The 12,287-nt window shown below is 38.4% G+C and carries 13 protein-coding genes, 1 tRNA gene, 1 other RNA gene and 1 pseudogene; 15 read left to right on the top strand and 1 reads right to left on the bottom strand.

What is annotated here, in order from left to right; genetic code table 11:
* Positions 1 to 5 precede the first annotated feature (5 nt).
* The 3 genes from SINDD18_RS08040 (at position 6) to SINDD18_RS08030 (ending at position 2,244) form a co-directional block, all read left to right on the top strand.
* Positions 6 to 79: transfer RNA gene (locus tag SINDD18_RS08040), tRNA-Asn, on the top strand.
* Positions 80 to 489: 410 nt separating this feature from the next.
* Positions 490 to 726, top strand: a complete 237-nt coding sequence (gene comW, locus SINDD18_RS08035; RefSeq protein WP_061863761.1) for a sigma(X)-activator ComW — start codon at positions 490 to 492, stop codon at positions 724 to 726.
* A gap of 231 nt (positions 727 to 957) precedes the next feature.
* On the top strand, positions 958 to 2,244 hold the full coding sequence (locus tag SINDD18_RS08030; protein WP_025171244.1) for an adenylosuccinate synthase: 1,287 nt from the start codon (positions 958 to 960) through the stop codon (positions 2,242 to 2,244).
* A gap of 481 nt (positions 2,245 to 2,725) precedes the next feature.
* On the opposite strand, the gene SINDD18_RS08025 is transcribed toward SINDD18_RS08030, so the two are convergent.
* The gene (locus tag SINDD18_RS08025) at positions 2,726 to 3,265 is read right to left on the bottom strand and encodes a hypothetical protein (RefSeq protein ID WP_061863760.1); all 540 of its coding nucleotides are present in this window, start codon (positions 3,263 to 3,265) and stop codon (positions 2,726 to 2,728) included.
* Between the two features lie 303 nt (positions 3,266 to 3,568).
* On the opposite strand from SINDD18_RS08025, the gene tadA reads away from it, so the two are divergent.
* The 12 genes and pseudogenes from tadA to SINDD18_RS07965 all read left to right on the top strand — a co-directional run bounded on the left by tadA (position 3,569) and on the right by SINDD18_RS07965 (position 12,280).
* Positions 3,569 to 4,036, top strand: coding sequence for a tRNA adenosine(34) deaminase TadA (tadA, locus tag SINDD18_RS08020; protein ID WP_061863759.1), 468 nt, complete (start codon positions 3,569 to 3,571; stop codon positions 4,034 to 4,036).
* A gap of 32 nt (positions 4,037 to 4,068) precedes the next feature.
* Positions 4,069 to 4,166: signal recognition particle sRNA small type (gene ffs, locus SINDD18_RS08015), an RNA gene on the top strand.
* Between the two features lie 213 nt (positions 4,167 to 4,379).
* The gene (locus SINDD18_RS08010) at positions 4,380 to 4,823 is read left to right on the top strand and encodes a dUTP diphosphatase (protein WP_044020006.1); all 444 of its coding nucleotides are present in this window, start codon (positions 4,380 to 4,382) and stop codon (positions 4,821 to 4,823) included.
* Position 4,824: 1 nt separating this feature from the next.
* Positions 4,825 to 5,342, top strand: a pseudogene (locus SINDD18_RS08005) (histidine phosphatase family protein).
* A 16-nt stretch (positions 5,343 to 5,358) separates the two neighbouring features.
* The gene (locus SINDD18_RS08000) at positions 5,359 to 5,850 is read left to right on the top strand and encodes a hypothetical protein (RefSeq protein WP_061863758.1); all 492 of its coding nucleotides are present in this window, start codon (positions 5,359 to 5,361) and stop codon (positions 5,848 to 5,850) included.
* Positions 5,851 to 5,891: 41 nt separating this feature from the next.
* Positions 5,892 to 7,256, top strand: a complete 1,365-nt coding sequence (gene radA, locus SINDD18_RS07995) for a DNA repair protein RadA (RefSeq protein ID WP_193750845.1) — start codon at positions 5,892 to 5,894, stop codon at positions 7,254 to 7,256.
* Between the two features lie 71 nt (positions 7,257 to 7,327).
* On the top strand, positions 7,328 to 8,023 hold the full coding sequence (locus SINDD18_RS07990) for a TIGR00266 family protein (RefSeq protein ID WP_061863756.1): 696 nt from the start codon (positions 7,328 to 7,330) through the stop codon (positions 8,021 to 8,023).
* Positions 8,024 to 8,171: 148 nt separating this feature from the next.
* Positions 8,172 to 8,666 (top strand): beta-class carbonic anhydrase, encoded by a 495-nt coding sequence (locus tag SINDD18_RS07985; RefSeq protein WP_061863767.1) that lies wholly within the window; start codon positions 8,172 to 8,174, stop codon positions 8,664 to 8,666.
* Between the two features lie 216 nt (positions 8,667 to 8,882).
* A complete protein-coding gene (locus SINDD18_RS07980; protein ID WP_061863755.1) occupies positions 8,883 to 9,851 on the top strand; it encodes a ribose-phosphate diphosphokinase in 969 nt (322 codons plus the stop codon).
* A 270-nt stretch (positions 9,852 to 10,121) separates the two neighbouring features.
* Complete coding sequence (gene abpA, locus SINDD18_RS07975; protein ID WP_061863754.1) at positions 10,122 to 10,787, top strand: amylase-binding adhesin AbpA; 666 nt, start codon at positions 10,122 to 10,124, stop codon at positions 10,785 to 10,787.
* A 73-nt stretch (positions 10,788 to 10,860) separates the two neighbouring features.
* On the top strand, positions 10,861 to 11,700 hold the full coding sequence (gene srtB, locus SINDD18_RS07970; protein ID WP_061863753.1) for a class B sortase, LPKTxAVK-specific: 840 nt from the start codon (positions 10,861 to 10,863) through the stop codon (positions 11,698 to 11,700).
* A 142-nt stretch (positions 11,701 to 11,842) separates the two neighbouring features.
* Positions 11,843 to 12,280, top strand: a complete 438-nt coding sequence (locus SINDD18_RS07965) for a CoA-binding protein (RefSeq protein WP_061863752.1) — start codon at positions 11,843 to 11,845, stop codon at positions 12,278 to 12,280.
* The last annotated feature ends 7 nt before the right edge of the window (positions 12,281 to 12,287 follow it).

The following is a 12,287-nucleotide window of genomic DNA, read 5'->3' as shown; positions in this document are numbered from 1 at the left end:
TTTAATCCGCCATAGCTCAGTTGGTAGTAGCGCATGACTGTTAATCATGATGTCGTAGGTTCGAGTCCTACTGGCGGAGTATGTAGACGTTCTAAGGAACGTTTTTTTATTTATCTTTCAGGGGTCATCTTGATCCTTTTTTATTTAGCTCTTTATTAATATTTAATATTTTTTATAAGTTTGTTAGATTTGAGTGTTTTATTTTAAGTCTTTTTAATAGGTCTTATAAGTAATTCTTTAATAGATTTTGCGGTGTTGTAATCATTGTTCAGATATTATAAAGTAGACTACCATATTCCTACAATGCATTCCTTTCATTACAGAAATTATAGATTTTGTTTTGAAATGTAGGATTGTTGTGCTGAACTGTTAATTTTTTTATCTGTTATTTATTTAGATATTCATTATAGTACATGATAGAAGTATCTTCCCAGGTTCTTCTATTTTTTTGTTATACTCATTTTATCAATAGAAATGGAGTCAAATAAAATGATTGAACAGATTTATGAACAATATCTTGATTTTTATGATGTTATTGAAAAAGAATATAGTTATTTAGTAGATAATGATTTAGAATGGGAAGTTTTTCATCTTCGATTTTTACTCTATTATTTAGTTCGGTACAAGTTTGATATTATGCATCCTTTATTTTCTTACCACTATAGAGCTTGCTACCGTTTGTACATTGAACAGCTATTGATTTCAAATGACTGTGTTGGGGTATAATTTATAATTTTCATATTTCCGAACGATTTTATAGTTTTTTCTTTTCATAATATAAATTTACAATATTTTTTTTATATTAATTTTCTAATTTTCTCTAATTCCCTAATGTTTCTGGTCTTTGGTCTTGAAAAAATTGAGAATCTTTATTATAATAAATTGTAAGATATAATTGCAGGTGAGATTCCTGCCATGTATGTGAGAAAGGAAGAGCCTAAGGGCTCAGACAAGATTATGACTTCAGTTGTTGTTGTAGGTACCCAGTGGGGTGATGAAGGTAAAGGGAAGATTACAGACTTCCTTTCAGCTAATGCAGAAGTGATTGCACGTTACCAAGGTGGCGATAATGCTGGTCACACAATTGTGATCGATGGAAAGAAATTTAAGTTGCACTTGATTCCTTCTGGAATTTTCTTCCCTGAAAAAATTTCTGTCATTGGGAATGGGATGGTTGTAAATCCTAAGTCACTTGTGAAAGAGTTGAGCTATCTTCATGATGAAGGTGTTACAACAGATAATCTACGTATTTCTGATCGTGCGCATGTTATTTTGCCGTACCACATCGAGTTAGACCGTTTGCAAGAAGAAGCTAAGGGTGAAAATAAAATTGGTACTACTATCAAGGGTATCGGACCAGCTTATATGGATAAGGCTGCTCGTGTTGGAATCCGTATTGCAGATCTTTTGGATAAAGAGATTTTCCGTGAACGTTTAGAACGCAATCTTGCTGAGAAAAATCGTCAATTTGTAAAATTGTATGATAGCGAACCTATTTCATTTGATGATATTTTTGAAGAATATTATGAGTATGGCCAACAAATCAAGCAATATGTAACAGATACTTCTGTTATCTTGAATGATGCACTTGATAATGGCAAACGTGTTCTTTTTGAAGGTGCACAAGGGGTCATGTTAGATATTGACCAAGGAACTTATCCGTTTGTTACTTCTTCAAACCCTGTTGCTGGTGGTGTGACAATTGGTTCTGGTGTTGGTCCAAGCAAGATTGACAAGGTTGTAGGTGTATGTAAAGCTTATACAAGTCGTGTTGGTGATGGTCCATTCCCAACTGAATTGTTTGATGAAGTGGGAGAACGCATTCGTGAAGTAGGTCATGAGTATGGTACTACAACAGGTCGTCCACGTCGTGTAGGTTGGTTTGATTCAGTAGTTATGCGTCATAGTCGCCGTGTTTCTGGCATTACAAATTTATCTTTGAACTCTATCGATGTTTTGAGTGGTTTGGATACAGTTAAAATCTGTGTTGCTTATGATCTTGACGGTCAGCGCATTGACTACTATCCAGCTAGTCTTGAACAATTGAAACGTTGTAAACCTATTTATGAAGAATTACCAGGTTGGTCAGAAGATATCACTGGAGTACGTACTTTGGAAGATCTTCCTGAAAATGCACGTAACTATGTTCGCCGTGTTAGCGAATTGGTTGGTGTTCGTATCTCTACTTTCTCAGTAGGTCCTGGTCGTGAACAAACAAATATTTTAGAAAGTGTTTGGTCATAAGAGATTTTTTAAGATTTGTTTAAGATAGTTCAGCTATACTATAAATAGTTACAAGAAGACCTCCTAACTTGTTGTAACAAATATCCTAAACTTTTCTTTTTCATAATAATCTCCCTATAAAGTCACCGCATTCGGTGGCTTTTTTTGTCATTTTTTAAGTCCTATCTGGGTGTCTTCTTGAAAGTATCATATGAAGAAAAAAACAGTGGGCATTAAGTCTCTAGATTAAGTCTTGATTTGGTAGCCCCAAATCTACGAGTTTTCAACATTTGGGTAAATTGGTTAAAGTTGTGAATTGAGAAAAGAAGTTTTGGTAAAAGAAGCTTTTTGAATTCTCAAATACCAACAAATCGTTCAATTTGCCATCACATCAAAGGTGCATAACTAAGAAAAAATGAGGTTGGGATTTCTGATCCCAGCCTCTTCAGTGAACTATTTTCTTGAGAATTTGTAAGTTAGACAAACTTGAATTTTTTCTGAATCAGCTTACTTGATTATCTGATTTATCACTTTGAAATTGCTTTATTTCGTGCATAAAAGCATCTGCTTTTAGTTTGTCTGTGATGATACTGACTCTGACTAGCTTATTTAGTTTTTTTTCATGTCCTTCTAAAAAAATAGGATTTCTAATTTTTATGCTTAACTTTACGCAATTAAAAGGACGCTTTTTAATGGTTATTTGTTCGATATCTTGAAGTCCAAATTGATAATGTAATAGGCTGTGGCCTCTACTGCTATAGGTATAATACTGAACAATATTGTTTTTATAAATTTCTAATTTTACTCCATTTATGAAGAGATAATACCCCATAAACCATATAAGGAGGGGAGCATAAATTAGCACTATCGCCATAACAATCTTGTCTGAAAAATCAGTATTATAAGCCATCAGGTGCTTTAGAATCCAGAGAACCATAACAGATAAAGATATTATGGATGGCCCTCCTACTCTATTAAATGTATCTTTGTAAGGGGACATCAAGATAAGTTTTGGTTCATCCTGTAAAAACTCTAATTGCATTAGTTACTCTTTCATCTTGTTTGTAATTTAAATCTCAGGATAATCATCTCTTGGAGACTTATAGTTAAAAATGTTTCAACAGATTTGGACATTTCGTATCAGTTGTCTCCATTACTTTCAGTTCATGATTTCTAATGTTTCTCTCAATTTTGCTACTATTATACTCTTTTTAAAACATTATTTCTACCAAACAGAGATTGAATAATATCTGAAGTTAGTTACTGCAAATATTATAGAGCTCTTTTTTTGTCTAGGAAAACATGCTATAATGATAGAATTGATAGGTGAGAAAAGAGAGAAGCTATGAATTATACAGTTGAAGAAAAAGAAGTTTTTATGAGAGAGGCCTTAAAGGAGGCGGAGATTGCTTTAGAGCATGATGAAATTCCAATTGGTTGTGTAATTGTAAAGGATGGAGAAATCATTGGTCGGGGGCATAATGCGCGTGAGAAGTTGCAACGTGCGGTTATGCATGCGGAGATTATGGCCATAGAGAATGCTAATGTAAGGGAAGAGAGCTGGCGTTTGTTGGATTGCACACTTTTTGTGACTATAGAGCCCTGCGTTATGTGTAGTGGGGCGATTGGGCTAGCTCGCATCCCAAAGGTGGTCTATGGAGCTAAAAACCAGAAATTTGGCGCCGCTGGCAGCCTCTACGATATCTTAACAGATGAGCGCCTAAATCATCGTGTAGAGGTTGAAACAGGGATTTTAGAGAGTGAATGTGCAGGCATTATGCAGGAATTTTTCAGAAATCGACGGAAAAAATAATTTCTCTTTTAAAATCTTGAGGAATGTGGTATAATAACTAATGGAGCAACAGTTCTGCGTGAAGCGGGTCAGGGGAGGAATCCAGCAGCCCTAAGCGATGTGAATTGTGTGCTCTTTTTTTGTACTTTAAAGAAAATAATTTAAGTATGGCGAAATAGGAATGAGTTTGTTAATAAGAGGGAAAATAAGGGACATTTGAAACATCTTTAAATTTTTTTGTATGATTTTATTGTTTGCTTTTTGATAGGACACTTTTCTTTATTTTATATAGAAGATTTTTCGTGCTTTTTTCGAATAAATAAGATAAAATAGCCTAGAATAAAAGATTAAAAAGAGGAATAATATGAAAATTCGTGGTTTTGAATTAGTTTCTAGCTTTACAGATGAAACTTTGTTACCTAAACGTGAGACAGCGCATGCAGCTGGATACGACTTAAAGGTTGCGGTTCGTACGGTTATCGCTCCAGGAGAGATTGTTCTCGTTCCAACGGGTGTTAAGGCTTATATGCAGCCGACTGAAGTGCTCTATCTTTATGACCGTTCATCAAATCCTCGTAAAAAAGGTTTGGTCTTGATTAACTCTGTGGGTGTCATTGACGGAGACTATTATGGCAATCCAGGGAATGAGGGACATATCTTTGCGCAGATGAAGAATATCACAGATCAAGAAGTTGTTCTTGAAGTTGGGGAACGTGTGGTTCAGGCTGTCTTTGCTCCTTTCTTGATTGCAGATGGAGACGAGGCAGACGGCGTGCGGACTGGTGGATTTGGATCAACTGGGCACTAAGATGAAGATTATTTTTGTGCGTCATGGAGAGCCAGATTACCGTGAGTTAGAGGAGCGTTCCTATACTGGATTCGGGATGGATTTGGCGCCCTTATCTGAGAAGGGATGGCAGCAAGCTCAGGAACTGAGCAAAAACTTTTTGCTACATTCAGCTGATCTACTAGTTTCTTCTGCAGTCACAAGAGCTTTAGAGACTGCTATCTATGTGGCTTGTGCTACTGGACTTCCTTTGAGAGAGTGGAGCCATTATTGCATGAATGGCAAGTCTATGAAAGTGGCGTAGAGAATTTTGAAAAAGCTCGTACTCTGTTTTTAGGAAATAATGGATCCTTACCTCCTAATAGTCCTATTCAATATGAGACAGCTGAGGAAATGAGGTCTCGGTTTCTAGAATCTATGGGCAAGTATCGAGACTATCAGACAGTCGTTGTTGTCACCCATCGAATGCTCATGCGCCAATTTGTACCAGACGAGAAGATTGATTTTTGCCAAGTGATTGAGTGTGAGATAGAGATATAGAAAGAAGCACAATGAAATGAGCTATAAGGATTTTCAAGCTTTTACCGCAGAGAATTGTCAAGGGTATAAGAAGGTGTCTGAGATTAGTATTGGAGGTTTTCTTTACTTGGCTTTTCTTCCAGTAGACTATCAAAAAATCCTTTGCATTTCTTCAGAATATATGTCCATCATCGATAGTGAAAAAGGTCAAGTCACTCCAATAGATGGGGATTACGATGAGATAGAGTTAGTAGCTATGTGTGATGGTTACGACTCTCCTATCCCTATCGCTGGACAATATGGTGGAAGCCTTCCTTTGTATAATGGTAAAGACATCCGAGTGACAATGGCTAAAGATCAATCTGAAGAATATCCGATTTTAACCATTTATTGGGAAGAGAATAAAGAAACTAGGACTCAAATTTATAAAGGTTATTTGCCCTATATTTTTGGATTTAGTTCGGACGGGAAGTATTATGTCCATGCGGATGATGGTGGACTGATTGTTCTGAAAAGAAATAGTTACTGATTTGGAAAATTAATAAGAGATTTTGAAATGAAAGGATTAGAATCATCGCAAAGAAAAAAGCGACATTTATATGTCAAAATTGTGGGTATAATTCCCCTAAATATCTAGGACGTTGTCCAAACTGTGGGTCTTGGTCTTCTTTTGTAGAAGAGGTCGAGGTTGCAGAAGTCAAGAATGCGCGTGTGTCCTTGACAGGTGAGAAAACCAAGCCCATGAAACTGGCTGAAGTGACCTCCATCAATGTCAATCGAACCAAGACAGAGATGGAGGAGTTTAACCGAGTTCTTGGTGGAGGTGTGGTACCAGGAAGTCTTGTCCTTATCGGTGGAGATCCTGGGATTGGGAAATCAACTCTGCTCTTACAAGTTTCAACCCAGTTGTCTCAAGTGGGGACGGTTCTCTACGTCAGTGGGGAGGAGTCTGCTCAGCAAATCAAACTCCGTGCAGAGCGCTTGGGTGATATTGATAGTGAGTTTTATCTCTACGCAGAGACTAATATGCAGAGTGTTCGCACAGAGGTGGAGCGCATCCAGCCAGACTTCCTCATTATTGACTCTATCCAGACCATCATGTCTCCTGAGATTTCTGGAGTTCAGGGTTCTGTTTCCCAGGTACGTGAGGTGACGGCCGAGCTCATGCAGCTGGCCAAGACCAATAACATCGCTATCTTTATTGTCGGGCATGTGACCAAGGAAGGAACCTTGGCTGGGCCTCGGATGTTGGAGCATATGGTGGATACGGTGCTTTACTTTGAAGGGGAACGCCACCATACCTTCCGTATCTTGAGGGCGGTCAAAAACCGTTTTGGCTCGACCAACGAGATTGGAATCTTTGAGATGCAATCAGGTGGCTTGGTTGAGGTTCTCAATCCGAGTCAAGTTTTCCTAGAAGAACGTTTAGATGGAGCAACTGGTTCGTCCATCGTGGTGACTATGGAAGGGACGCGTCCTATTCTTGCGGAGGTTCAAGCCTTGGTAACACCGACTATGTTTGGAAATGCCAAGCGGACTACAACAGGCCTTGATTTCAATCGTGCAAGTCTGATTATGGCTGTTTTGGAGAAACGTGCAGGGCTTCTCTTGCAAAATCAGGATGCCTATCTCAAATCTGCTGGTGGTGTCAAATTGGATGAGCCTGCTATTGATTTGGCAGTTGCGGTTGCTATAGCTTCGAGCTATAAGGACAAGCCAACCAATCCTCAGGAATGTTTTGTAGGAGAATTAGGTTTGACTGGAGAAATTCGGCGCGTGAATCGTATTGAGCAACGGATCAATGAAGCTGCTAAACTTGGATTTACAAAAATCTATGTACCTAAGAATTCCTTGACAGGTATTAAGCCACCTAAGGAAATTCAGGTGATTGGAGTGACGACTATCGGAGAAGTCTTGAAAAAAGTATTTGCCTAATAGTCTTACTCAGTTTTAGATTGCAAAACACTTTATAGCCAATATTTATTAAAAACAAGGAGGAATTTCTGATGAAATTTTCTATGGACAGTCAAATGCAATTTCCTTTGGTAGAGTTGTCACTCAATCAAGGAGAAACCGTCTATATCCAGCGTGGCAGCATGGTCTACCATACACCTAATGTAAGTCTAAACACCCAGCTCAATGCTAGCGGTTCTGGTTTGGGGCGTTTTGTCAAAGCCGTAGGGCGTTCGATGGTCTCTGGAGAAAGTACCTTCATTACTCAAGCAGTTGCAGAGTCTGACAACGCCAACCTTGCTCTAGCACCAGATACTCCTGGTCAAGTGATTGCTCTTGAACTAGGTGAAAAGCAGTATCGATTGAATGATGGGGCCTTTCTAGCTCTTGATGGTACAGCCTTCTATACAATGGAACGTCAATCTATTGGAAAAGCTCTGTTCGGAGGTCAAGGTGGTCTTTTCGTAATGACTACCCAAGGTCAGGGAACTCTTTTGGCCAATGCTTTTGGTTCTATTAAGAAAATTGAGCTGCAAAACCAAGAAATAACGATCGACAATGCCCATGTGGTAGCTTGGAGTCAATCTTTAGACTATAATATCCACTTAGAAAATGGCTTCTGGCAGTCTATCGGTACAGGTGAAGGAGTGGTGAACACCTTCCGAGGTACCGGTGAGGTCTATGTACAAAGTCTAAATCTTCAGAGCTTTGCAGGCTCCCTTGACAAATATATTCAAAAAGGTTCATAACTATAAAGACTAGGACAGAAACTCAAGCTAGATGCTGGATGTCTCTGTCCCAGTTTTTTTTTACATGAAGGTTGACAGCTGACAAATACTCTTAAAAATGATAAGATAGGAGAAATATTTGATTATCAAATTTTTGAAGGGGGAAATCGTGTCGTATTTTGAACAGTTTATGCAAGCCAACCAGGCTTATGTTGCCCTGCATGGGCAGTTAAATCTGCCAATCAAGCCGAAAACAAGAGTAGCCATTGTGACTTGTATGGACTCACGTCTGCACGTTGCACAAGCTTTGGGGTTAGCACTTGGAGATGCTCACATTTTACGGAATGCGGGCGGTCGAGTGACAGACGATATGATTCGCTCACTCGTGATTTCTCAGCAACAAATGGGAACAAGAGAGATTGTGGTTCTTCATCATACAGACTGTGGTGCTCAGACATTTCAAAACGAAGAGTTTCAAGAACATTTAAAAACTGAATTAGGGGTTGATGTCTCGGGTCAAGATTTTCTCCCTTTTCAAGATGTTGAGGATAGTGTTCGTGAGGATATGCAGTTACTTCGAGAATGCCCATTGATTCCAGATGATGTCGTTATTTCAGGGGCTGTTTATGATGTGGATACAGGCAGTATGAGAGAGGTATACTAACTTTTCCTTTGTGAGTTCCTATCTTCCTATGAGATAGAATGTCTAAGTTGTCACATTTCAGCTTGAATATAAGGAATATAAATGAGCACAAGACAAGGGGATAAATGTCCATTCTTGTCTTATTTTTTATTGAAAAATCAAGAAAAAAGCGCTACAATGGTAGTTGGAAAAATGTTGTGAAAAAACACAAGTGATACATAAATACTGGAGGAAATCATGTCTTTTTCTGATTTAAAGCTGTTTGCCCTTTCTTCAAATAGAGAATTGGCAGAGCGTGTGGCGCAAGAGATTGGGATAGAGTTGGGAAAATCGACTGTACGTCAATTTTCAGATGGAGAAATTCAAGTTAATATCGAAGAATCGATCCGTGGGAAACACGTCTTTATCCTACAATCAACTAGCTCACCTGTAAATGACAATCTGCTAGAAATTTTGATTATGGTAGATGCTTTGAAACGCGCCAGTGCAGAATCTGTCAACGTTGTTATGCCTTACTATGGCTATGCACGTCAGGATAGAAAGGCGAGAGCGCGTGAGCCAATCACTTCAAAACTTGTGGCAAATATGCTAGAAGTGGCTGGAGTGGATCGTTTGTTGACGATTGATTTGCACGCTGCACAGATTCAAGGTTTCTTTGATATTCCGGTGGATCACTTGATGGGCGCTCCATTGATTGCGGATTACTTTGAGCGTCGTGGCATGGTTGGTTCCGACTACGTTGTTGTCAGCCCGGACCACGGTGGGGTGACTCGTGCTCGTAAATTAGCAGAATTTTTGAAAACTCCAATTGCCATTATCGACAAGCGTCGTAGTGTAGACAAGATGAATACTAGTGAAGTGATGAACATCATTGGTAAGGTAGAAGGTAAGACTTGTATCTTGATTGACGATATGATTGATACAGCTGGAACCATTTGTCATGCGGCTGATGCTCTAGCAGAAGCAGGAGCTGTTGAAGTTTACGCAAGTTGTACGCACCCAGTTCTTTCTGGTCCAGCAATGGAGAATATCCAGAAATCAGCCATTAAAAAATTGGTTGTTTTGGATACTATCTACCTACCAGAGGAACGTTTGATTGATAAGATTGAGCAAATCTCTATCGCTCATCTTTTAGGCGATGCAATCATCCGTATCCACGAAAAACGTCCTCTTTCCCCATTGTTTAGTATCGAGAAGACTATTTAAAATTACAGCTGAAAAAATAAAATATACTCTTAGAAATACAGAACCTAACACTCGTAAAACTCTATATTGTTCGGATTTTAAACGTTTTTATACCAATTATTTCAAGAATTTTATTTGATTTTTGTAATTCGAATGAATTTTACTTGTTTTTTACCAGAAAATATAAATTTATTTTAAAAAAAGCTTGACAACTCTAATATATGTGATATAATTTGAGTTAGTAAGGATTATCCTTATAATTAAATTTTAAAATTAAAGAGGAGATAAAACATGAAGAAAGTTTTATTATCATCAGTAGCAGCTCTTGCAGTATTTTCTGCAGTAGCTCCAGTTTTTGCAGATATTAACGGTGGAGCTAACACTCCAGGTGCATATGACCAACCAGTAACAGGTGGTGGAGTAGGTGATGCTTACAATTCACAAACTGAATTTGTAACTGCACAACGAGTTAACGAATATATCGCAGCTCACTCAGAAGATATCAATGCTAATAAAGCTGAATTGGATGCAGCTAAAGCAGCATTGGCAACAGCAGAAAATGCACCAGAAAACTTTGCACATAACCGTGAGGAGTTGTTGAAACCTTACCGTGATGCAGTAGCAACAGCTCAATCTAAATATGATGCAGAAGTTGCACGTGTTCGTAATGAAGCTATTCAAAGCCTACAAAAGAAATGGAATACAGCTAAGAAAGAAGAAGGCAACTACTACATCTTGAATGAAACTCCAGAGCAAAAAAATGCTCGTTACTTGAAAGAACATGGTCTATCTAATCAAGATGCAACTAAACCAGCTGATCAAGATGCAACTAAACCAGAACCTGGTAAACCAGGTGCTACAGACCAAGCTAAAAAAGCAGACGCTGCAGCTAAAAAAGCTGGTGTAGACGCTAAAGCAGGTCAAAAAGCTCTTCCAAAAACACACGCTGCTAAATAATTTTATTTAAAAAGTAGCCAATCACTGAAACTTGGTTTCAGTGATTTTTTTGGTAAAAAATGAGGAGGAAAAGATGAGTAGACGTTCTACGACAAAGAAATCACCAATTACTAAAATAATTGCTTCAATCGTTGCAGTAGCTATCGTTGCTTTGGGAGGCTTCTTTATCTATAAAAGCTTCCTGGCTCCGACAGAGAATAAACAAAATGATGCAAAGGTTACTCAGGAAGCTCCAAAACAAGCCTATACTGCTAGCGCAGAAGAAAAGGAATACCTCGCTAATAAGTTTAAAGGCTTGCTTGCAACAAACTCTGAAACCGTTGGCTATGTCTATATTCCTGGAACCCAGTTGGATGAACCAGTTGTTCAAACAACGGATAATGCGACTTATTTGGATAAACGCTTTGATGGTGTTAATGAGCCTTTAATGGGGGCAGTCTTCATGGACGCCGATAACAAGAAGGACTTTAGCGATCGATTGACTTGGTTATTTGGTCACGCTCGTGGTAGTAAAGTGCCTGACCACCGCATGTTTAAAGATGTGAATTACTTCAGTCGCCAGGAATATTTTGATGAACACCCTTATGTTGTCATTGAAACTCCAGAGAGAAAGTATTATTATGAAGCTGTTGCTATGATTATTGTTCCAGAAGAAACAGCTTTTTACCGTACTTCTTTTGATGATGATGCGGATTTTGAGAAACAGCTAAATATTATTTATGATACTGCAGAGGTTAAGAAACCAAATGTTAAGGTATCAGCTAAGGATAAATATCTTGTTCTTTCTACTTGTCGTGAAGAAGATGATACGATTCGTGCCAATCTCTACCTTCGACAAATTCCTGACTCAGAGATGAGTGACTTTGTCAAACAACATGGAGAAAGCCTTAAGTATAAACCAACAAGAGAATAATCTTTAAATAAAATTTTTATGAATCCTCCTCAAATTAAATGAAATAGTTTAATTTTGGGAGGATTTTTTGATTTTTGTTTTTATAGTAAAATTCTGCAAACCCTTTCAAAATATGCTATACTGATGAAAAAGGAGGATTTTTATGACTCAAGAATTTATCAATCCAAGTGATGGCGTGATTCGTCAGTATCTGGCAAACAGTAAGACTCTAGCAGTAGTAGGCTTGTCTGATCGTGAAGAAACAACGAGCAATCGAGTGACCAAGGAAATGCAGGCTCGTGGCTATAAAATCATACCAGTAAACCCTAAGGCTGCAGGTGGGGAAATCTTGGGAGAAAAGGCTTATGCCAGTCTAGCTGAGATTCCTTTCCCTGTAGATATCGTCAATGTCTATCGTCGTAGTGAGTTTCTGCCTGATGTGGCGCGTGATTTTCTCAAGGCAGATGCTAAGATTTTCTGGGCGCAACTAGGACTTGAGAGTCTAGAAGCGGAAGAAATCTTGCGTGCTGGAGGTTGCGATGATATCGTGATGAATCGTTGTATTAAGAGAGAACATACACGCTTAATTCTTGAACAATAAAAAGGGG

This window comes from Streptococcus infantis, from assembly GCF_001579645.1.
Taxonomy (GTDB): domain Bacteria; phylum Bacillota; class Bacilli; order Lactobacillales; family Streptococcaceae; genus Streptococcus; species Streptococcus infantis_E.
This window is presented reverse-complemented; position numbering and strand designations above follow the sequence as displayed.